General features: G+C 64.5%; 22 protein-coding genes. 20 read left to right on the top strand and 2 right to left on the bottom strand.

Annotated features, from left to right (window positions below; all coding sequences use genetic code 11):
* The first annotated feature begins 155 nt into the window (after positions 1-155).
* From ABIA40_RS18380 to ABIA40_RS18355, 6 genes are all read left to right on the top strand, one after another.
* Entirely contained in the window at positions 156-413 is a 258-nt protein-coding gene (locus ABIA40_RS18380; protein ID WP_404542619.1) for a DUF6489 family protein, read from the top strand.
* Entirely contained in the window at positions 413-1,213 is an 801-nt protein-coding gene (locus ABIA40_RS18375) for an esterase/lipase family protein (RefSeq protein WP_404542617.1), read from the top strand. Before ABIA40_RS18380 ends, ABIA40_RS18375 begins: the two co-directional genes overlap by 1 nt.
* Positions 1,214-1,258: 45 nt before the next feature.
* Positions 1,259-2,809 (top strand): wax ester/triacylglycerol synthase family O-acyltransferase, encoded by a 1,551-nt coding sequence (locus ABIA40_RS18370; RefSeq protein ID WP_404542615.1) that lies wholly within the window; start codon positions 1,259-1,261, stop codon positions 2,807-2,809.
* A gap of 10 nt (positions 2,810-2,819) precedes the next feature.
* Positions 2,820-3,815, top strand: coding sequence for an alpha/beta fold hydrolase (locus tag ABIA40_RS18365; RefSeq protein WP_404542613.1), 996 nt, complete (start codon positions 2,820-2,822; stop codon positions 3,813-3,815).
* A 132-nt stretch (positions 3,816-3,947) separates the two neighbouring features.
* The gene (locus ABIA40_RS18360; protein WP_404542611.1) at positions 3,948-7,184 is read left to right on the top strand and encodes a bifunctional cytochrome P450/NADPH--P450 reductase; all 3,237 of its coding nucleotides are present in this window, start codon (positions 3,948-3,950) and stop codon (positions 7,182-7,184) included.
* Positions 7,185-7,311: 127 nt separating this feature from the next.
* Entirely contained in the window at positions 7,312-7,986 is a 675-nt protein-coding gene (locus ABIA40_RS18355) for a spermidine synthase (protein ID WP_404542608.1), read from the top strand.
* Between the two features lie 13 nt (positions 7,987-7,999).
* On the opposite strand, the gene ABIA40_RS18350 is transcribed toward ABIA40_RS18355, so the two are convergent.
* Together ABIA40_RS18350 and ABIA40_RS18345 are read right to left on the bottom strand one after the other, a co-directional pair.
* On the bottom strand, positions 8,000-8,461 hold the full coding sequence (locus ABIA40_RS18350) for an ester cyclase (protein ID WP_404542606.1): 462 nt from the start codon (positions 8,459-8,461) through the stop codon (positions 8,000-8,002).
* Between the two features lie 122 nt (positions 8,462-8,583).
* Positions 8,584-9,498: an alpha/beta fold hydrolase gene (locus tag ABIA40_RS18345; RefSeq protein ID WP_404542604.1), complete on the bottom strand. Its 915-nt coding sequence runs from the start codon at positions 9,496-9,498 to the stop codon at positions 8,584-8,586.
* Positions 9,499-9,660: 162 nt separating this feature from the next.
* Between ABIA40_RS18345 and ABIA40_RS18340 the strand changes: the two genes are divergently transcribed.
* The 14 genes from ABIA40_RS18340 (at position 9,661) to paaK (ending at position 21,616) form a co-directional block, all read left to right on the top strand.
* Positions 9,661-10,041, top strand: a complete 381-nt coding sequence (locus ABIA40_RS18340) for a hypothetical protein (RefSeq protein ID WP_404542602.1) — start codon at positions 9,661-9,663, stop codon at positions 10,039-10,041.
* Positions 10,038-11,120, top strand: coding sequence for a PHA/PHB synthase family protein (locus ABIA40_RS18335; RefSeq protein WP_404542599.1), 1,083 nt, complete (start codon positions 10,038-10,040; stop codon positions 11,118-11,120). The genes ABIA40_RS18340 and ABIA40_RS18335 overlap by 4 nt, the downstream gene beginning before the upstream one ends.
* Positions 11,117-11,710 carry a GNAT family N-acetyltransferase gene (locus ABIA40_RS18330; RefSeq protein ID WP_157281140.1) on the top strand — a complete coding sequence of 198 codons (594 nt, stop codon included), beginning with the start codon at positions 11,117-11,119 and terminating at the stop codon, positions 11,708-11,710. The genes ABIA40_RS18335 and ABIA40_RS18330 overlap by 4 nt, the downstream gene beginning before the upstream one ends.
* 250 nt (positions 11,711-11,960) lie before the next feature.
* A complete protein-coding gene (locus ABIA40_RS18325; RefSeq protein WP_036004804.1) occupies positions 11,961-12,416 on the top strand; it encodes a phasin in 456 nt (151 codons plus the stop codon).
* Between the two features lie 190 nt (positions 12,417-12,606).
* Positions 12,607-13,893 (top strand): DUF445 domain-containing protein, encoded by a 1,287-nt coding sequence (locus tag ABIA40_RS18320; RefSeq protein WP_404542595.1) that lies wholly within the window; start codon positions 12,607-12,609, stop codon positions 13,891-13,893.
* Positions 13,894-14,095: 202 nt separating this feature from the next.
* Positions 14,096-14,866, top strand: a complete 771-nt coding sequence (locus ABIA40_RS18315) for an esterase/lipase family protein (RefSeq protein WP_404542593.1) — start codon at positions 14,096-14,098, stop codon at positions 14,864-14,866.
* A 241-nt stretch (positions 14,867-15,107) separates the two neighbouring features.
* A complete protein-coding gene (gene paaX, locus ABIA40_RS18310) occupies positions 15,108-15,974 on the top strand; it encodes a phenylacetic acid degradation operon negative regulatory protein PaaX (protein WP_275496637.1) in 867 nt (288 codons plus the stop codon).
* A gap of 75 nt (positions 15,975-16,049) precedes the next feature.
* On the top strand, positions 16,050-17,042 hold the full coding sequence (paaA, locus tag ABIA40_RS18305; RefSeq protein WP_404542589.1) for a 1,2-phenylacetyl-CoA epoxidase subunit PaaA: 993 nt from the start codon (positions 16,050-16,052) through the stop codon (positions 17,040-17,042).
* A gap of 9 nt (positions 17,043-17,051) precedes the next feature.
* Positions 17,052-17,339, top strand: a complete 288-nt coding sequence (paaB, locus tag ABIA40_RS18300; RefSeq protein WP_109144501.1) for a 1,2-phenylacetyl-CoA epoxidase subunit PaaB — start codon at positions 17,052-17,054, stop codon at positions 17,337-17,339.
* Positions 17,339-18,115: a 1,2-phenylacetyl-CoA epoxidase subunit PaaC gene (paaC, locus tag ABIA40_RS18295; RefSeq protein ID WP_404542587.1), complete on the top strand. Its 777-nt coding sequence runs from the start codon at positions 17,339-17,341 to the stop codon at positions 18,113-18,115. Before paaB ends, paaC begins: the two co-directional genes overlap by 1 nt.
* Positions 18,109-18,609 (top strand): 1,2-phenylacetyl-CoA epoxidase subunit PaaD, encoded by a 501-nt coding sequence (gene paaD, locus ABIA40_RS18290; RefSeq protein ID WP_275508981.1) that lies wholly within the window; start codon positions 18,109-18,111, stop codon positions 18,607-18,609. Before paaC ends, paaD begins: the two co-directional genes overlap by 7 nt.
* 2 nt (positions 18,610-18,611) lie before the next feature.
* Positions 18,612-19,694, top strand: coding sequence for a 1,2-phenylacetyl-CoA epoxidase subunit PaaE (gene paaE / locus ABIA40_RS18285; RefSeq protein ID WP_404542585.1), 1,083 nt, complete (start codon positions 18,612-18,614; stop codon positions 19,692-19,694).
* A 101-nt stretch (positions 19,695-19,795) separates the two neighbouring features.
* Positions 19,796-20,245: a hydroxyphenylacetyl-CoA thioesterase PaaI gene (gene paaI / locus ABIA40_RS18280; protein ID WP_271545359.1), complete on the top strand. Its 450-nt coding sequence runs from the start codon at positions 19,796-19,798 to the stop codon at positions 20,243-20,245.
* A gap of 39 nt (positions 20,246-20,284) precedes the next feature.
* A complete protein-coding gene (gene paaK, locus ABIA40_RS18275) occupies positions 20,285-21,616 on the top strand; it encodes a phenylacetate--CoA ligase PaaK (RefSeq protein ID WP_157281158.1) in 1,332 nt (443 codons plus the stop codon).
* Positions 21,617-21,650: the final 34 nt, after the last annotated feature.

Genomic DNA, 21,650 nt, shown 5'->3' with positions numbered 1-21,650 from the left:
GCGTCCTTCTGCGCGGGTTGCGGGCCGGCCAATTGATTGACCATACCGGTCGATCGGGGAAGCCGGTCTTTGCGGCTTCGCCCAAGGTCGCTTGCGTTGCAGACCTTCTCGCGGTGATACTCCGACAGGCCGCTCGAATCTCATCCGGAGGGGACATGAAGGTTAACATCGAAATCGACTGCACTCCCCTCGAAGCCCGCCAGTTCTTCGGTCTGCCTGACGTGGCGCCGATGCAGACGGCCGTGATGGACAAGCTGCAGCAGCAGGTTCTCAGCAACATCGAGAAGGTTTCGCCGGAATCGCTGATCCAGAGCTGGTTCACCTTCGATCCCAAGATCGCCGAGCGGTTTTCTGACATGTTCGTCGCGATGGCCGGTCTCGGCGGCACGCGCAGCGGCGACAAGAAGAAATAGTGTCGCCCGGACCGGACCGGGCGCTGCAAGAAGGCCGGCTTCGTCCGCCGGGTCTCGGCCTGCTGCTCGCCGAGGCGCGGGGGCTTTTCGAATTGAATGCAAGCCTGCTGCTGTCGCCGCTGCTGATGCGCGCGCCGAGGGGCGATGGCCATCCGGTGCTGGCGCTACCGGGCTTTCTCGCCAGCGACCTCTCGATGGTGCCGATAAGGCGCTATCTCAGTGAGCTCGGCTATGACGCGCATGCCTTGCGGATGGGCCGCAATCTCGGTGGACTGGGGCGGATGCGGGATTCGCTGCGTAGCCGCCTGGCTGAAATTCATGCCGCCACGGGACGCAGGGTCAGCCTGGTCGGGTGGAGCTTAGGTGGCGTCTATGCCCGCGATCTCGCGCTTTGGGCGCCCGACAAAGTCCGTTACGTCATCACCCTTGGCAGCCCTTTCGCCAATGACGTGCGGGCGACCAACGCGACGCGGCTTTACGAGACGCTATCAGGCGAGAAGGTGGAGGACTTTGCCGAAGCGCGCGAGGCGATTGCCGGCGATCTGCCGGTGCCGGCAACGTCGATCTATTCGCGCGCCGACGGCGTCGTGAACTGGCGGACCTGTCTGCTGCGCCCCTCCGACCGTGCCGAGAACATCGAGGTGCACCTGGCGAGCCATATTGGGCTCGGCGTGAACCCGGCGGTGCTGTGGGCCGTGGCGGATCGCCTGGCGCAACCGGAGGGAGACTTCCGGCCATTTGACCGGGCGGGGCCGTTTGCCATTGCATATGCCCCGCCGGACCGGGCAGTATCGGCCTGACGAGAAGCGCCGCCAAGGCGCCCGTCGAATATTCGGGAGGGAACCATGGCTGACGGTAAGAAGCTGTCGTCGCTTGACGCGTCGTTTCTCTATCTGGAAACACCGGAAATGCCGATGCATGTCGGCAGCATGGCGATCTTCCGCCTGCCTGACGACTACAAGGGCGATTTCTTCGAAGACTTCAAGGCGATGATCGTCTCGCGCCTGCACATCGCGCCGATTCTCAAGGCGCGGCTGGAGAAGGCGCCGCTCGACATCGATCATCCATCCTGGGTCGAGGACGATCAGTTCGACATCGACCGCCACATCTTCCGGGCAAGCCTGCCGCAGCCGCGCGACCGCGCCACGCTCGAGCGCATCGTCGGCTGGATGCATGCCAAGCTGCTCAACCGCGCCCGCCCGCTCTGGGAGTTCTACGTGTTCGAGGGCATGAAGGACAACGAGGTTGGGCTCTATTCCAAGATGCACCATGCCGCGATCGATGGCGGCGCCGGTGCGGCGCTGACCAACATGATCTACGACATCTCGCCGATCCCGCGGAAGGTCGATCCGCCGACCGCGGGCAGCAAGCCCGGGCAGGAGCCGCGCGACATCGCCGCCAACCTGCTCGACTCCTATCAGCAGCTGTTCAGCCAACCACTGGAGGCTTCGCAAGCGGCGAAGAACCTGCAGCTGCCCCGCACCGGCAAGAGCGATATCGGCTCGATCCTGTTCGACAACGCTATGTACCAGATCGAGAGCGCGGTGCGCTTCGCCGGCAACATCCCGACCGTGCTCAAGAGCGTCTCCGACGTGCTCGGCAAGATCGCCGATCCCAAGTCGCGCGAGAGCCTTGCCAGCATGGTGTCGCCGCCGACCATGCTCAACAAGACGATCTCGTCTGAGCGGAGCTTTGCCGGCGTGTCGATCCCGCTGTCGCGGGCCAAGGCCCTGGCCAAGCAGGCCGGCGGCAAGCTCAACGACGTGGTGCTGGCGCTCGCCTCCGGCGTCGTCCGCCGCTATCTCCTGCGATATGGCACGCTGCCGGCGAAATCCCTGACCGCAGCGGTGCCGATCTCGCTGCGGGAGGAGGGCAACACCGAGGCCAACAACCAGGTGTTCGGCATGATCTGCTCGATCGCCACCAACATCGAGGATCCCAAGGCGCGGCTGGAAGCGATCATCGCGCAATCAACCAAGTCCAAGGAGATGTCGCATCCTTTGCGGGCCTTGATGCCGCAGGTCTCCAACATCTCGATGCTGGGCGCGCCGATCATGGTGCAGATTCTGGCGCTGCTCTATAGCCGCTCGAACCTCTCCGACGTGCTGCCGCCCGCGGCCAACATCACCGTGTCCAACGTGCCCGGGCCGCGGCAGACGCTCTATGCCGCCGGTGCCGAGCTCTTGCACATCTTCCCGGTGTCTATCTCGACCCACGGGCAGGCACTCAACATCACCGTGCAGAGCTATCGCGACCAGCTCGATTTCGGCTTTATCGTCGGTGCCAACATCATCCCGCATGTGCAGGTGATGTGCGACATGCTGCCCGAGGAGTTCGCTGCGCTGGAGGCGGCCTACGCGCCGCCCGCCACCGATATCAAGGGCGCTGCGGAGTAAGGAATTTGCTATGATTGAAATGCCGCAGCTCAAGTTCGCGACGACGAACGGAATCCGCATGGGCTTCTACGAGGCGGGCCCGGCCGACGACAAGCCGCCGGTCGTGCTGTGCCACGGCTGGCCCGAACTCGCCTTCTCCTGGCGCCACCAGATCAAGGCCCTGAGCGCGGCCGGCATCCGGGTGATCGCGCCCGACCAGCGCGGCTACGGCGCGACCGACCGGCCCGAGCCGGTCGAAGCCTATGACATGGAGCACTTGACCGGCGATCTCGTCGGTCTGCTCGATCATCTCGGGATCGACAAGGCGATTTTCGTCGGTCACGACTGGGGCGGCTTCGTCGTCTGGCAGATGCCGCTACGGCATCCCACGCGCGTCGCCGGTGTGGTTGGCGTCAACACGCCGCACTGGGACCGCATGCCGATCGATCCGATCGCGCTGTTCCGCCAGCGTTTTGGCGACCAGATGTATATCGTCCAGTTCCAGGACCCCGCGCGCGGACCGGACAAGATATTCAGCAGCCGTGTCGAGCAGACCTTTGACGCCTTCATGCGCAAGCCGGCCGCGCGCCCTCCGGGTGCGCCTCAGGAACAGCCGATTGCTGGCATTGGTGCTTCGCCGCGCATCAACCTGGCGTTCCCGCAGATGATCGCGAATTACGACGCCAGACATGATCCGCGCACGCCGATCCTGTCGGCTGACGAGAAGAAGGTGTTCGTCGACACGTTCACGAAGACCGGCTTCACCGGCGGCATCAACTGGTACCGCAACTTCACCCGCAACTGGGAGCGCGCGAAAGGGCTGGACCACCACATCCACGTGCCCTCGTTGATGATCATGGCCGAGAACGATGCCGTGCTGCCGCCCTCGGCGGCCGACGGCATGGAGAAGCTGGTCGATGACCTCGAGAAGTATCTGGTGAAGGACAGCGGCCATTGGACGCAGCAGGAGAAGCCGGAAGAGGTCAGCGCCAAGCTGATCGAATGGCGCAGAAGGCGGTTTGGCTAGCGCTCGTCATTGTGAACTCGTCATTGCGAGGAGCGAAGCGACGAAGCAATCCAGACTGCCTCCGCGGATATATTTCCGGATTTCTTCGCTTCGCTCGCAATGACGACATTGAGGCAGGGGGACTACATTTCGATGTCATCCAAGAACCGTCTGGACCCGATCCCGCAGCCGGCGACCAAGCCGGTAGTCGGCAACATGCTGTCGCTGGACGCGGCCGCTCCCGTGCAGCACCTGACGCGGCTTGCCAAGGAGCTCGGTCCGATCTTCTGGCTCGACATGATGGGCTCGCCGATCGTCGTCGTCTCCGGCCACGATCTCGTCGACGAGCTCTCGGACGAGAAGCGGTTTGACAAGACGGTGCGCGGCGCGCTGCGGCGCGTGCGTGCGGTCGGCGGCGACGGCCTCTTCACCGCCGACACCCGTGAGCCGAACTGGAGCAAGGCGCACAACATTCTGCTGCAACCGTTCGGCAACCGCGCCATGCAGTCCTATCACCCGAGCATGGTCGATATCGCCGAGCAGCTCGTCCAGAAATGGGAGCGGCTCAACGCCGACGACGAGATTGACGTCGTTCACGACATGACCGCGCTGACGTTGGATACGATCGGCCTGTGCGGCTTTGACTACCGCTTCAACTCGTTCTACCGGCGCGACTACCATCCCTTCGTCGAGTCGTTGGTGCGCTCGCTCGAAACCATCATGATGACGCGCGGCCTGCCGTTCGAGCAGCTCTGGATGCAGAAGCGGCGCAAGACGTTGGCCGAAGACGTCGCCTTCATGAACAAGATGGTCGACGAGATCATCGCCGAGCGGCGCAAGAGCGCGGAAGGCATCGACGACAAGAAGGACATGCTCGCCGCAATGATGACCGGCGTCGACCGCTCCACCGGCGAGCAGCTCGACGACGTCAATATCCGCTATCAGATCAACACCTTCCTGATCGCAGGGCACGAGACCACCAGCGGCCTGTTGTCCTACACGCTCTACGCGCTGCTCAAGCACCCGGAGATTCTCAAGAAGGCCTATGACGAGGTCGATCGCGTCTTCGGCCCCGACGTCAACGCCAAGCCGACCTATCAGCAGGTGACGCAGCTCACCTACATCACGCAGATCCTCAAGGAGTCGTTGCGGTTGTGGCCGCCGGCGCCGGCCTACGGCATCTCGCCGCTGAACGACGAGACGATCGGCGGCGGCAAGTACAAGCTCAGGAAAGGAACGTTCGTCACCATTCTGGTGACGGCGTTGCACCGTGATCCCAGCGTGTGGGGTCCCAACCCTGATGCCTTCGATCCCGAGAATTTCAGCCGCGAGGCGGAGGCAAAACGGCCGATCAATGCCTGGAAGCCGTTCGGCAACGGCCAGCGGGCTTGCATCGGCCGCGGCTTCGCCATGCACGAGGCAGCGCTCGCGCTCGGCATGATCCTGCAGCGCTTCAAGCTGATCGACCACCAGCGCTACCAGATGCACCTGAAGGAGACGCTGACCATCAAGCCGGAAGGCTTCAAGATCAAGGTGCGGCCGCGTGCCGATCGCGAGCGCGGCGCCTATGGCGGGCCCGTTGCGGCTGCGTCCTCGGCACCAAAGGCGCAGCGTCAGCCCACCACGCGGCCCGGCCACAACACGCCGATGCTGGTGCTCTACGGCTCCAATCTCGGCACCGCCGAGGAGCTCGCAACGCGCATGGCCGATCTTGCCGAGATCAACGGTTTTGCCGTGCATCTCGGCCCGCTCGACGACTATGTCGGCAAGCTGCCGCAGGAGGGCGGGGTGCTGATCATCTGCGCCTCCTATAACGGCGCGCCGCCGGACAATGCGACGCAGTTCGTCAAATGGCTCGGGGAGAATCTGCCGAGGGATGCCTTCGCCGGTGTGCGCTACGCCGTGTTCGGCTGCGGCAACAGCGACTGGGCCGCGACCTATCAATCGGTGCCGCGCTTCATCGACGAGCAATTGTCGAAGCATGGTGCGCGCGCGGTCTATCCGCGCGGCGAGGGCGATGCGCGCAGCGATCTCGACGGCCAGTTCCAGAAATGGTTCCCCGCCGCCGCGCAAGTCGCGACCAAGGAGTTCGGCATCGACTGGAATTTCACCCGCACCGCCGAGGACGATCCGCTCTATGCGATCGAGCCTGTCGCGGTGACCGCCGTCAACACCATCGTCGCCCAAGGCGGTGCAGTGGCGATGAAGGTGCTGGTCAATGACGAGCTCCAGAACAAGTCCGGCGCGAATCCTTCCGAGCGCTCGACGCGCCACATCGAGGTGCAGCTGCCGGCCAACCTCAGCTATCGCGTCGGCGATCACCTCAGCGTCGTTCCGCGCAACGATCCTACGCTGGTAGACTCGGTCGCGCGCCGCTTCGGCTTTTTGCCGGCCGATCAGATCAGGCTCCAGGTGGCCGAAGGCCGGCGCGCGCAATTGCCGGTCGGCGCGGCCGTGTCGGTCGGCCGCCTGCTCAGCGAGTTCGTCGAGCTGCAGCAGCTCGCGACGCGCAAGCAGATCCAGATCATGGCCGAGCACACCCGCTGCCCCGTCACCAAGCCGAAGCTGCTGGCCTTCGTCGGGGAGGAGGCGGAACCGCTCGAGCGCTATCGCTCCGAGATCCTCGCCAAGCGCAAATCGGTGTTCGACCTGCTGCTCGAATATCCGGCTTGCGAACTACCGTTCCACGTCTATCTCGAGATGCTCTCGCTGCTGGCGCCGCGCTATTACTCGATCTCGTCCTCGCCGTCGGTCGACCCGGCGCGTTGCAGCGTCACGGTCGGCGTGGTCGAAGGTCCGGCCGCCTCCGGCCGCGGCACCTACAAGGGTATCTGCTCGAACTATCTCGCCAATCGGCGGGCGGGCGATACGATCTACGCAACCGTGCGCGAGACCAAGGCGGGCTTCTGCCTGCCGGATGATCCATCCGTGCCGCTCATCATGATCGGTCCGGGCACGGGACTTGCGCCGTTCCGCGGCTTCCTCCAGGAGCGCGCCGCGCGCAAGGCGAAAGGGGCCGCGCTCGGCCCGGCCATGCTGTTCTTCGGCTGCCGCCATCCCGACCAGGATTTTCTTTACGCGGAAGAGCTGAAGGCGCTGGCGGCGAGCGGCATCACCGAGCTGTTCACGGCGTTCTCGCGCGCGGACGGGCCGAAGACCTATGTGCAGCACGTGATCGCGGCGCAGAAGGACAAGGTCTGGCCGCTGATCGAGCGGGGCGCGATCGTCTATGTTTGCGGCGATGGCGCGAAGATGGAGCCGGACGTGAAGGCTGCGCTGGTCGCCATCCACCGCGAGAAGAGCGGCAGCGATGCTGCGGCAAGCGCGCGCTGGATCGAGGAGATGGGCGCGAACAACCGCTATGTGCTGGACGTCTGGGCGGGCGGGTAGCGCGAGACGTGGTCTGTAGCCCGAATGGAGCGCAGCGAAATCCGGGGCGATCTTTCTCACGAGAGTGTTTCCCGGATTGCGCTTCGCTCCATCCGGGCTACGAGCCAAATCGTGCTAAACGTCGCCCATGATTCCCTGGGAAAAGATCGACACTGCCAAAATCCCCGGTTCCGACGAGGAGCTCCGCCTGATGCGGCGGGGCAAGGAGTTTTCCATCAAGCTCGGCACCAACGAGCTGATGAACAGCCGCCTGTCGGGGTCCGAGGCCGCCCTTGCCACGCTTGCGGCGAAGCAGATCGAGAAAGTCGCAAAGCCCGTCGTTCTCATCGGCGGTCTCGGCATGGGTTTTACGCTACGCGCGGCGCTGGCCGTGCTCGGACCCCAAGCGAAGATCGTGGTCTCCGAGTTGGTGCCGTCGGTGGTCGCCTGGGCACGAGGCCCGATGGCGGAGGTCTTCGGCGATAGTCTCGATGATGCCAGGGTGAGCATTCGCGAGATCGATGTCGGTGAAATCATCCGGGCGAAGCGTTCGGCCTTCGACGCCATCCTGCTCGACGTGGACAACGGGCCCGAAGGGCTGACTCGGAAGGGCAATGACGCGCTCTACGATGCGAGCGGGCTGCAGGTTGCGAAGACGGCGCTGCGGCCGGGAGGCGTGCTGGCCGTCTGGTCGTCTGGACCCAATCCGCCGTTCACAGGGCGTCTCAAGCGCGCAGGCTTCGACGTCAACGAAGTCAACGTTCGCGCCACCGGCAGGGGCGGCGGCGCCCGCCACGTGATCTGGATCGCGCGGAAAGGCTAGGCGCGCCTCGAGGCTAGAACATCGTGTTGCCGTTCGCCGGGTTTTCAGGAATCTCCTGAATGACGTCCCAATGCTCGACGATCTTGCCGTTCTCCAGCTTGAAGATGTCCACGATCGCGCGGCCCCTGGTGCCGGGCTCGCGAACGGAGTGGACGTGCAGGATGACGAAGTCGCCCTCCGCGAAGCTGCGCTTGATCTCACTGCGTGAGTTCGGAAACTTCTCGCGCAGGAAGCCGATGAACTTCCGGAAGCCGTCCGGGCCATCGGGAGCGGTTGGATTGTGCTGGACGTAACGGTTGCCGACATAGGCGAGGGCGGCGTCGGCGTCCTTCTGGTTGAGGCCCTTCTCATAGAAGGCCAGCACGGTTTGGCGGTTGGCTTCTTCCTGCGCGCTGGCGGCCATCGCGGCGCCGCCGGCGAGAGACAACATGAGAATGGAAGCGGCCATTGCCGCGGATCGGATGATGAAATGCATGTGAGCTCCGAGAGGCCACAGCCTCTGTTTGGCGTCTGAGACGGCCTGTATAGCCTTCATAGGAACTCCCGTTAAGACAGGCACCGGCAGCTCACATGGTCACCGAGAGGAGACCGGCCGGCCTAAGCCGCCTGCGCCGCCGCGCCATGCGCGTGCTTGTCGATCGCGTCGATGATTTCCGGCCAGAAGCGCATCGGCAGCGCGTGGCCCATGCTCTCGATCATCAGCAGCTTTGCGTTCGGGATCGACGCGGCCGTGTCCTTGCCGCCTTCGGGGCGGACCAACGGATCGACGGTGCCGTGGATCACGAGTGTCGGAACCTTCACGGCGTGCAGCCGTTCCTTGCGGCTGCCGGAGGCAAGCACGGCGCGGAGCTGGCGGCCGACGCCGGCCGGATTGAGCCCGCGTGCAAACACGCGCTCGGCGCGGCCAGGGTCGAGCGCTTCCTCTTCCGGGAAATGCCCGGCGCGCAGCACCTTCCAGGTCTGGCCGTAGCGGTCGATGAACTCCTCCTTGCTGCGCGGCGGCGGCGCCATCAGCACCGCGGCGGCCTCGCGGGTCGGGGGCGGCACGCGCGGATTGCCCGTCGTCGACATGATCGAGGTCAGCGAGCGCACGCGGTGCGGAAACGACAGCGTCACCTCCTGCGCGATCATGCCGCCCATGGACGCTCCGACGAGATGCGCCGACTTGATGCCGAGCGCATCCATCAGCCCGACCGTGTCCTTTGCCATGTCGATCAGCTTGTAGGTTGCGGCCACCGGGATCCGCAACAAGCGCAACTTCAGCAGCTCGAACGGCGTCAGCCGCTTGCCGCCGGTGAGATGGCTCGACTTGCCGATGTCGCGATTGTCGAAGCGGATCACGCGGAAGCCGCGTGCGGCGAGCTGCTCGCAGAACGCATCGTCCCAATGGATCATCTGCGCCCCGAGGCCCATGATCAGCAGCAGCGGCTCGGCATTGTCGTTGCCGAAGATCTCGTAGCAGATGTCGATGCCGTTGGCTCGGACGGTCTGGGGCGGTTGATGGGCGGTCACGGGTTCCTCCTGCTGACCGATGCTGTATCGCACGGTTTCTTTCCACGAAGAAGCCGCGTCTCCGACGTTGCGTCGGTTGCTTGCCGGTTGACCGGCACCGCGCAACGGTGTGGTATGGCCGGACAAGAAGGGTGCAAAGCCCTCCGCATTGGGAGGACGCCGATGACCGACAAGATCACCGATCCGGTCGCCTTGTGGCAGAAGATGGTTGGCGAAATGGAGAAGGGTTTCAACTCCTTCGCGACCAAGGCGATGGAGACGCCCGAATTCTCGCAGGCCATGAACCGCGCCGGCGGCGTTGCTGCAGGTGCTCAGAAGCAATTCGGCAATCTCATGGAGAGGTACCTGATCTCGATGAACCTGCCGAGCCGCGAGCAGATGACCGGCATCGCGGAACGGCTCCAGTCGATCGAAGGCCAGCTCGGCGAGATCAAGTCGATGCTGAGCCAGATGTCGGCCACTTCGGGCGCGCCGCAACCCGGCGCCGCGCCGCGGCCACCGCGAACCAAGCGTCCGCCGTCCGATGGCGGAGACCAAAAATGAACGCGCCGGCGGGACTTGATCTTGCCTCGATCCCGGAGCGCATCCAGTCCGAGGTGCAGCGCGCGATTCAGCGCAGCATCAAGGGCGTTGAATACTTCTCGAGCTCAGGCCCCTCGCTCGGCTCGACGCCAAAGGACGTGCTGCACTCGCGCGGGACCATGAGCCTCTATCACTACCGGCCGATGTCGGACGAGATCTACCGCGTGCCGGTGCTGATCGTGATGGCAACCACCAATCGCGGCTACATCCTCGATCTCGTGCCCGGCCAGAGCTTCATCGAGTTCCTGCTGAAACGCGGCTACGACGTCTACATGCTGGACTGGAGCGCGCCGAGGCCGGAGGAGAAGAGCCTGCGCATGGAGGACTATGTCCTCGACTTCATTCCGGACTGCGTCCGCCGCGTGCAAGCCGACTCCGGCGAGCAGGACGTCTCCGTCATCGGCTATTGCTTTGGCGGCGTGCTGTCGCTGCTCTACGGCTCGATCCACAAGGACGGGCCGATGAAGAACCTGATCTGCTTCACCACGCCGATCGACTTCCGGGAGATGAAGCTGTTCTCGAACTTCTCCGACCGCCGCTATTTCGACGTCGACCACCTCGTCGACAGCGTCGGCAACGTGCCGCCGGAGATGATCCTGTCCTCGTTCGAGATGCTGCGGCCGGCCTCGCGTACGGTGAGCCAGATCCAGCTCTGGGAGAACATCTGGAACGACGAATTCGTGAAGTCGTACCGCATGTTCGACCGCTGGGCGACCGACACGCTGCCGCTCGCCGGCGAATATTTCCGCACCATCACCAAGGACCTGATGTGGGACAACAAGCTGTTCGACAGCACCATGTCGGTCGGCGGCCGTGCGGCCAAGCTCGAGAACATCACGGTGCCGATCCTGCACGCGGTCGCCGAGCACGATCACATCGTGCCCTATGAGGCGGCCAAGCACCTGATCGCCAAGGTCGGCTCGACCGATAAGGAAGAGGTGATCCTGAAGGGCGGTCACGTCTCGCTCGTCGCCGGCGCCAACGCGGTGAAGCGGCTGTGGCCGAAACTGGATTCCTGGCTGGGAAAGAGATCGACATGAGCGAGCAGCGTTCCTATCCGCGCCACGTCACAACCGACGCCGGCGCTATCGAGATCCGCCTGATGTCGCCCGCCGACGAGGCCGCGGTGCTGGCTTTTGGCAAGGGCCTGCCGACCCATGACCTGTTGTTCCTGCCACGCAACATCAGCGAGCCGAAGGTGCTGTCGGCCTGGGTCAAGGAAATCGAGCGCGGAGCTATTCAGAGCCTGCTCGCGGTGAGAGAGGGCAGGGTCGTTGGTTGCGGCACGCTGGTGCGCGATCCCCATTCCTGGTCGCCTCATGTCGGTGAGATCCGGATGGTGGTTTCGCCCGAGGTCCGCGGCAAGGGCGTGGGCAAGGCGCTGTCGCAGGAGACCTTTGCGCTCGCGCTCGGAGCGGGCCTGGAAAAGCTCTCGGTCCAGATGACGGTGGATCAGCAGGCAGCGATCGCCCTCTTCGAGAGCCTCGGCTTCAAGGCTGAGGCCCTGCTGCGGGACCATGTCCGGGACGTCGACGGCAAGACCCACGACATCGTCGTGCTCGGCCATAACATCGCGCAGGTCCAGGCTCAGATGGAGGCCTACGGCCTGCCTGGCGCCGTCCAGCACTAGAAGGCGCCGTCCAACACTAAGGGAGCGCCACCCTGCAATCAAAAACTCGAAAAACAACCCCATGCACAGTAGGCGGGCTGGCTAGGAAGGCTGCCATCTGCCTTCAGATGAGGCTGATCACGATTTCGTGATATCGCAGTGCAATACGAATATTGCATCGCACAATTAACCGTGGCATATAAGCCGTGCCCCGGGCCATCGAGGACGGGGTGAGCCCATAGCTCAAACCATTGAGGATGGAGAGAACGCCATGACCACTGAAACCAATACCGCTTTCGAGGGCTTCAAGGACGCTTTCAAGAACATCCAGAACCTGGAAGTTCCCGAGGCCGCCCGCGAATTCGTCAAGAAGACTGCCAACACCGCCAAGGACCGTGCTGCCGAGGTGTTCGCTGGCTCCGAGCGAGTGACCGCCGCCGTCGAGAACGCGGTGACCGAGTCCATCACCGAGGCCGGCAAGATCAGCCGCAACATCCAGCAGGCGATCTACGAGGACGCCGAGGCGTTCTTCTCGGGCATCGACAAGCTCGCGTCCGCCAAGTCGGTCAGCGAAGCCGTCGAGATCCAGTCGAGCCTGCTCCGCTCCCGCGGCGAAGTGTTCGTCTCGCGCGCCAAGGCGACCGCCGACTATCTCGGCAAGCTCGCCGCCAACGGTGCGAAGTCCGCTCAGGACAATTTCGCCAAGGTCTACAGCAAGACCGCCTGATCTGGCGCCTGAGCACAAACTGAATTTGAGGCCCGCTTCGGCGGGCCTTTGTTTTGCGCCGCCGTCATTGCGAGGAGCTCGCGACAAAATTGCGTAGCAATTTTGCGCTGATGCGACGAACAAAGTCTTTCCTCTGAAAGATTCTGGATTGCTTCGCTTCGCTCGCAATGACGAGTACTGTGATGCCGTCATGGACTCGTCTGTCACCTTCTCCTTCGACGCCCCCGGCGATGCCGCACGCGCGGCCGAGCTGCGCCGCGTCAAGGCTCTGGCGACTTTGGTGCTGGCCGCGACGCTCGCACTGTTCGTCGTCGCGAAATGGCTTCTGCCCGTGCATCCCGTGTTCGGCTTCATTGCCGCCTTCGCCGAGGCCGCGACCATCGGCGGGCTCGCCGACTGGTATGCCGTGGTGGCGCTGTTCAAGCGGCCGCTCGGCCTGCCGATCCCGCACACCGCGATCATCCAGAGCAACCAGGCCCGCATCGCCGACAAGCTCGGCGAATTCATCCAGGTGCATTTCCTCGAGGCGGGTCCCGTCGAAGCCAAGCTGAAGGAGATCGATTTCGGCTCCTTCGTCGCCGACTGGCTGCGTGACCGCAAGCGCAGCGACGACCTCGCGCGCTTTACGCTGCGTCTGTTGCCGGAGGCCCTCTCCGCAACGGAGACCTCCGGCCTGATGAGCTTCATCGTCCGCCGCATGTCCTCGCAGCTCCAGGCGATCGACCTCGCACCGCTCGCGGCCGGCACGCTGCGCGGCTTCGTCGCGGAGGGACGGCACCAGATCCTGTTCGACGATCTGCTGCGCGTGATGCACGAGACCTTGAATCAGACAGAGACGATGGCGATGATCCGCGAGAAGGTGCGCGCGGAATTGCCGACCCTGCTCAAGCTCTATCGCGCTGACAAGTTTCTGGTGAACAAGATCGTGGCGTCCGCCACCGCCTTCTTCAACGAAGTGCGCAGCGATCCCAAGCATCCGTTCCGCGGCGAGTTCGACCGCATGGTGCTGAACTTCGTCGACAGGCTCGGCACCGATCAAGCGTATATCGACCGCATCGACGGCCTGAAACGCGATCTCCTGGCGCGGCCGGAGCTTGCCGATCTCGCCCGCACCGTCTGGGCCAACACGCGCTCCTTCATCGAGCGCAGCGCGAGCGGCGAGACGCAGGTGCTGCAACATCATCTCGCCGGGATGTTCGTTTCGGCCGGCGAGGCGCTCGCCGGCGATGCCGAGCTGCGCGGCGAGATCAACAAGGGTCTCGTGACCGTGCTGCGCAGCTTCGTCGCGGACCAGAAGAGCGGCGTCTCGACCTTCATCTCCGATCAGGTCAAGGCGTGGAATATGACGCAGCTGATTTCGCTGATCGAAATCAACATCGGCCGCGACCTGCAATACATCCGCTTCAACGGCTCATTGATCGGTGGGCTCGCCGGGCTCGCGCTCTACACCGTAGAATCCCTGCTTCGATGGTTGTGACTTTTGCGTCACGGCCGTTAGCATTAACGCGCGGACCTATTGTCGCCCCGCGTCTCTCCCGCTTGAATGTCGGGAACCGGCCGCCTAGCTGATTCATGTTGCGCTGCGGAACGATCAAGAAGCCGGTGCATTGGAATTCATGCCGACTTGCCGGTCTCGCTGCCGGCGGCCTTTCCAGGAATTCTTCCCAGGGGAAACATTGATGACCGCAACTGCCCAGACGCTGCGCCCGCCGTCCCGCACCTTGATGTTTCTGGAGGGGCGCGCGATCCACGAGTTCGGCGCATTCCTCGGCGCGCTGCCGCTGCTCAGCCTTGCGCCGCGCGGCGATGGGCATCCGGTGCTGGTGCTGCCGGGCCTTGTGGCTTCCGATGTCTCCACACGTGCGCTGCGCGCGTTTCTGACGAGCAAGGGCTATGCGGTGAGCGGCTGGCGCCAGGGGCGCAATTATGGCCTGCGCGAGGGCGTTCAGGACGCCATGGTTGATCTGGTCCATGAACTCAGTGACACGCACGGCCGCAAGATCAGCCTGGTCGGCTGGAGCCTTGGCGGCCTCTACGCGCGCCAGCTCGCCAAGATGATGCCGGAGCGCGTGCGCCAGGTGATCACGCTCGGCAGCCCCTTCGCCGGCGATCCGCGCTCGACCAATGCCTGGCGCGTCTATGAATGGGCGAGCGGGCGCAAGGCCGACGAGGTCGATCCGCGTTTTGGCGGCGAGCTCGCCGTGCCGCCGCCGGTGCCGACCACCGCCATCTTCAGCCGCAGCGACGGCGTCTGCGCCTGGCAGGGCTGCATGGAAAAGCCGGGCGCACAGACCGAGAGCATCGAGGTCGAAAGCAGCCATTGCGGCATGGGGCACCATCCCGCCGCGGTCTATGCCGTGGCCGATCGCCTCGCGCAGAAGGAAGGCCAATGGCGCCCGTTCGATCGCAGCGGCTGGCGCAGCCTGGCCTATCCCGATCCGCATCGGTGATGTCTTGCCTCTCCCCGCCTGCGGGGAGAGGCCGACACGCGCCGAGCGATGCGGAGCATCGTCCGAAGCGTGGCGGGTGAGGGGGACTCTCCGCGAGTCTGTCTGTCACTGATTTTGCGGATGCAGCCCCTCACCCCGACCCTCTCCCCGCAAGAACGGGGAGAGGGACGATCAAGAGCTCTCCGCGAAAGCGTAGCCCCCTCCATTGTCGCGCCTGCACCAAACGCGCTAAGCCTGCCGCATGGCGCATCCGCTTTCCCGCATCATCGACCAGCTCAAGCGCGAGCCCTCGCGCACCGGCTCCATCGTCATCACCGTGTTCGGCGATGCCATCGTGCCGCGTGGTGGCTCGGTGTGGCTCGGCACGCTTCTGGAATTCTTCGAAAGCCTCGACATCGACAGCGGCGTGGTGCGCACCGCAATGTCGCGGCTTGCCGCCGACGGCTGGCTGACGCGCGAGAAGGTCGGCCGCAACAGTTTCTATCGCCTGGCCGACAAGGGCCGCCAGACCTTCGAGGCCGCGACGCGCCACATCTACGATCCGCCGCCGTCCGACTGGACCGGACGCTTCGAACTGCTGCTGATCGGCAATGGCGAGGATCGCGACGCTTCGCGCGAAGCGCTCCGCAATGCCGGCTTCGGCAGCCCGCTGCCGGGCGTATGGGTCGCGCCATCGGGCGTTCCGGTGCCGGATGAGGCTGCGGGCGCGATCCGGCTCGAAGTCTCGGCGGAGGACGACAGCGGCCGCCGTCTGCTCAGCGCGAGCTGGCCGCTCGATCGGACCGCCGATGCCTATTTGAAATTCATGAAGACGTTCGAGCCGCTGCGCGCTGCGATCGCGCGCGGCACGGATCTGTCCGAGGCCGACGCCTTCACCGCGCGGATCCTCTTGATCCACCATTACCGCCGCGTCGTGCTGCGCGACCCGCTGCTGCCCGAGACCCTGCTGCCGCCGGATTGGCCGGGCAGGGCCGCCCGCGAACTCTGCGGCGAGATCTATCGCGCGCTGCTTGCTTCGTCCGAACAATGGCTCGACAGCCATGGAACCAATGAAAAAGGGCCGTTGCCGCCCGCGCGAAAGCTGCTGGAACGAAGGTTCGGCGGTTGACCATTATGTTACAGAAATATCTTGCATGATGTAAATCTTGTTATATATTCTCTCCCAATAAACGGGAGGATGCGCATGTACACCCAGGCGCTGAACACGGCCGAGACCGCTGATCGCGATCTCGAGGACGCAGGCAAAGCTGCGCAATTCCAGGCCCGCATCGATGCCGAGGAGCGCATCGAGCCGAACGACTGGATGCCGGCGGCCTATCGCAAGACCCTCACCCGCCAGATCTCCCAGCACGCGCATTCCGAAATCGTCGGCATGCTGCCCGAAGGCAACTGGATCACGCGCGCGCCGACTTTGCGCCGCAAGGCCGCGCTGCTCGCCAAGGTGCAGGATGAATGCGGTCACGGGCTCTATCTCTACGCCGCCGCCGAGACGCTCGGCTCCTCGCGCGAGGAGCTGGTCGACGCCATGCTCGCGGGGAAAGCAAAGTACTCTTCGATCTTCAACTATCCGACGCTGACCTGGGCCGACATCGGCACGATCGGCTGGCTGGTCGACGGCGCTGCGATCATGAACCAGATCCCGCTGTGCCGCTGCTCCTACGGGCCCTATGCGCGCGCGATGATCCGCGTCTGCAAGGAGGAGTCCTTCCACCAGCGCCAGGGTTACGAGATCATGGTGACGCTGTGCCGCGGCTCGGAGGAGCAGAAGGCGATGGCGCAGGACGCGCTGAACCGCTGGTGGTGGCCGGTGCTGATGATGTTCGGCCCGCCGGATGCGACGAGCCAGCACAGCGACACCTCGACGAAGTGGAAGATCAAGCGCTTCTCCAATGACGAGCTGCGCCAGAAGTTCGTAGATGCCACCGTGCCGCAGGCGCAATATCTCGGCCTCGCCATTCCCGATCCCGGCATGACGCAGGACGCCGACGGCCACTGGCGCTACAGCGAGATCGACTGGACCGAATTCAAGCAGGTGCTCGCCGGCAACGGCCCCTGTAATCGCGACCGCATGGCCGCGCGCCGCAACGCGCACGAGGAGGGCGCCTGGGTGCGCGAGGCGGCAGCTAGCTATGCCGCCAAGCGCGCCCAGCGTCAGACCGCCCAGGCTGCCGAATAGGAGACCGATATGGCCACGCCGAACACGCCGCTGTGGGAAGTCTTCATTCGCAGCCGCAACGGGCTCGCACACAAGCATGTCGGCTCGCTGCATGCGAGCGATGCGACCATGGCGCTGCAGGCCGCCCGCGACATCTACACCCGGCGCGGCGAGGGCCTGTCGATCTGGGTCGTGCCCTCGAGCGCGATCACCGCGAGCGATCCCGCCGAGAAGGGCATGATGTTCGAGCCGGCGGAATCCAAGATCTACCGGCACCCGACGTTCTACGAGGTGCCGGATGAAGTGGGGCACATGTGATGGTGGTCGCCAACATCCAGGTCTCCGAAACCCCGCTGGTGCTCTACGCGCTGCGCCGCGCCGACGATGCGCTGATCCTCGGTCACAGGCTGTCGGAATGGTGCGGGCACGCGCCGATGCTGGAAGAGGACATGGCGCTCTCCAACATCGCGCTCGACCTGATCGGCCAGGCGCGGGAGCTCTACACCTTTGCCGCCAAGGTCGAAGGCAGGGACAACGACGAGGACAAGCTCGCTTACCTGCGCGACGTGCGGCAGTACCGCAATCTTCTCCTAGTCGAGCAGCCCAACGGCGATTTTGCCCAGACCTTGGTGCGGCAATTCTTCTATTCCGCCTTCGCCGATCTCTATTGGCGTGCGATGATGAATTCGCGCGATGGGACGCTGGCTGCGATTGCTGCGAAATCGGAGAAGGAGAGCGCCTACCATCTGCGCCATGCCTCGGAATGGATCATCCGGCTCGGCGACGGCACTGAGGAGAGCCACACGCGCACGCAAGCAGCGATCGATCATCTCTGGGCCTTTACCGGCGAGATGTTTGCCGTCGACGACGGCGAACGCGCGCTGATCCATGCCGGCATTGCCGTCGATCCCGCAAGCTTGCGCGGGCGCTGGCTGGCGACGCTCTCGGAGGTCACGCGTGAAGCAACGCTCGCGCTGCCGCAGAACGAGTGGATGCAGCAGGGCGGCCGTGCCGGTCGCCACAGCGAGCATCTCGGCCACCTCCTGTCGGAGCTGCAATCGCTGCAGCGGACTTTTCCGGGGCTGACATGGTGACGGTGACCGATGACGCCGCGCTGCGCCAGCGCGCCTGGGACGCCGCCGCAAGCGTGGTCGATCCGGAAATTCCGGTGCTGAGCATCGCCGATCTCGGCGTGCTGCGCGATGTCGTTCTCGACGGCGATCATGTCGAGGTCGCGATCACACCGACCTATTCGGGTTGCCCGGCCATGAACATGATCGCGCTCGAAATCGAGGTCGCGCTGGAGCGCGCCGGTTTCCATAGTCCGAAGGTGCGGACCGTGCTGTCGCCGGCCTGGACCACAGACTGGATGACCGAGGACGGACGCAAGAAGCTGCGCGCCTACGGCATCGCGCCGCCGCAAGCCGCGAGCTCGCGCCGCGCGCTGTTCGGCGCGCAGACGGTGGCGTGCCCGCAATGCGGCTCGGACAAGACCGAGCTGTTGTCCGAATTCGGCTCGACCTCCTGCAAGGCGCTCTGGCGCTGCAAGGCCTGCCGCGAGCCCTTCGATTACTTCAAGTGCCATTGACCATGTCCGCAGCCGCACCGCGCTTCCACCGCCTCGCCGTCAGCGATCTCCGCCGCGAGGCGTCCGACGCTGTGTCTATGACCTTCGCCATTCCTGGCGAACTCGCCGGCGATTACGCCTTCACACCCGGCCAGTATCTGACGTTGCGCGCCACGCTCGACGGCGAAGAGGTCCGCCGCTCCTATTCGATCTGCTCCGGCCCCGACGACGGCGAGATCCGTATCGCGGTGAAGAAGGTCGATGGCGGGGCGTTTTCGAGCTGGGCCGCCGAAGATCTCAAATGCGGCGACGAGCTCGACGTGATGACGCCGACGGGCCGTTTCGGCGTCGTCCCCCCGGCAGAACGTGCGCGTGTTCATGTCGGCTTCGCCGCCGGCTCCGGCATCACGCCGATCCTGTCGATCGTCAAGGGCGTGCTCGCGCGCGAGCCGGGCAGCCGCTTCTTTCTGTTCTACGGCAACCGCACCACCGACAACATCATGTTCCTCGAAGCGCTCGAGGAGCTGAAGGACCGCTTCATCGATCGCCTTTCGATCTTTTACGTGCTCTCCGGCGAGGAGCAGGACATCCCGATCCTGCATGGCCGGCTCGACGGCGACAAGGTGAGGGTGCTGCTCCGCGCGCTGGTGCCGGCGTCAAGCGTCGATCACGTCTTCATCTGCGGTCCTCTTGGCATGAGCGAGGAGATCGAGGCGACCTGCCGCGATCTCGGCATCGCGGACGAGCGCATCCATGTCGAGCGCTTCGTCTCCGAGTTCGGCGGCAAGCCGCGGCCGAAGCGGGCGGTTGCGCCCGACGCGCCGCCGAAGGCGGTCGCCTCGCTGATCATCGACGGCAAGCGCCGCGACGTGCCGGTCGCCGAGGACGAGGCCATCCTCGATGCCGCCCTGCGCGCCGGTGTCGATCTGCCCTTTGCCTGCAAGGGCGGCATGTGCTCGACCTGCCGCGCAAAACTGGTCGAGGGCGAGGCGCCGATGGACATCAACTATTCGCTGGAACCGTGGGAGCTCGAGGCCGGCTTTGTTCTCACCTGCCAGGCCAAGCCGTCCACGGAGCGGGTCGTGGTCGACTATGATCATGTCTGATCGGGCGTTCCGCGGCTCCGCAATGCAAACGCGTCGCATTATTTGACAGTTTTGGCCAAGCAGCAGAACATCATGAGCAACCGTCTGGCCGGGAGAAGCGCGTGAACGTCAAAGCCGCCCTGTCGCCTGAGGATATTGCCCGTGCCTGCGCCGATGCGATGTGGGCCGAGGACGATGCCTCCAAAGGTCTCGGTATGGAGATCGTCGAGATCGGCCCGGGCTTTGCGACGCTCGCCATGACGGTGCGGCCTGATATGGTCAATGGCCAGCGCATCGCCCATGGCGGCTTTATCTTCACGCTGGCCGATTCCGCTTTTGCGTTCGCCTGCAACTCGCACAATGAGCGCGTCGTCGCGGCACAGGGCCAGATCACGTTCATCAAGCCGGGCAAGCTTGGCGATCGTCTCATTGCCAAGGCGCGGGAGATCACGCGCGGCGGCCGCTCCGGCATCTACGATGTGCGTGTCACGGCGGGCGAGGTCGTCATCGCGGAATTCCGCGGACATTCGCGGGTCATTCCCGGCAATTGGCTGCCGGCGCAAGATCAATAAGAACAAACACAAAAGAACAGACAATGTGGGGAAACGAGGATGGCTCTGACGAGGCTCAAGGAAGGTGGCAACGCCTATAGCGCCGAGATGGATGCGCATGAGCGCGCCTCGCGCGGCGAGATCATGGCGCTGCAGAAGCAGCGGTTGGCGTGGTCGCTGAAGCACGCCTACGACAACGTCGCGCATTACCGCAAGGCTTTCGACAAAGCGGGCGTGCATCCGTCCGACTTTCGCGAGCTCTCTGATCTCGCCAAATTCCCGTTCACGGTCAAGACGGACCTGCGCGACAATTATCCCTTCAACATGTTCGCCGTGCCGCGCGAGAAGCTCGTGCGGGTGCATGCTTCATCCGGAACGACCGGAAAGCCGATCGTGGTCGGCTATACGCAGCGCGATATCGACACCTGGTCCGAGGTGATGGCGCGCTCGATCCGCGCCGCCGGCGGCCGCACCGGCATGATCATCCACAATGCGTATGGCTATGGACTCTTCACCGGCGGTCTCGGCGTGCACTACGGCGCCGAGAAGCTTGGCTGCACCGTAGTGCCGATCTCCGGGGGCATGACCGAGCGGCAGGTGCAGCTCATCAACGATTTCCGGCCCGACATCATCACGGTGACGCCGAGCTACATGTTGGCGATCCTCGACGAGTTCAAGCGCCAGAAGCTTGATCCGCGCCAGTGTTCGCTCAAGATCGGCATCTTCGGCGCGGAACCCTGGACCAACGCGATGCGCGCCGAGATCGAGGACGCCTTCGACATGGATGCGACCGACATCTATGGCCTGTCCGAGGTGATCGGCCCGGGCGTCGCGCAGGAATGCATCGAGACCAAGGATGGCCTGCACATCTGGGAGGATCATTTCTACCCGGAAGTGATCGACCCCGAGACCGGCGCGGTGCTGCCCGACGGCGAGAAGGGCGAGCTGGTCTTCACCTCGCTCACCAAGGAAGCCTTTCCGGTGATCCGCTATCGCACCCGCGACCTGACGCGGCTGCTGCCGGGCACGGCGCGGCCGGGCATGCGGCGGATGGAGAAGGTGACCGGGCGCTCGGACGACATGATCATCCTGCGCGGCGTCAATCTGTTCCCGACCCAGATCGAGGAGGTGCTGCTCGCGACCGACTGGTGCGGCGGCCATTTCATCCTCGAGCTCACCCGGGAAGGCCGCATGGACGAGCTCACCATCATCGCCGAGGCGCGGCCCGAGAGCTGGGACGGCCGCGGCCTCGTCGACCATGCGGATCGGATTTCGACTCACATCAAGAATACGATCGGCGTCAGCTCCAGGGTGCAGGTGGTTGCGCCGGCCACGCTGGAGCGCTCGCTCGGCAAGGCCAAGCGGCTCTACGACAAGCGGCCCAAGGACTGACTGGACGGATTGACTCGACCGGCCCCAGGGGCGA

This window comes from Bradyrhizobium sp. USDA 223 (assembly GCF_044909005.1).
GTDB classification, from domain to species: Bacteria; Pseudomonadota; Alphaproteobacteria; order Rhizobiales; family Xanthobacteraceae; genus Bradyrhizobium; species Bradyrhizobium yuanmingense.
The sequence above is the reverse complement of the archived record's forward strand: the minus strand, read 5'-3'. Positions and strand labels throughout refer to the sequence as shown.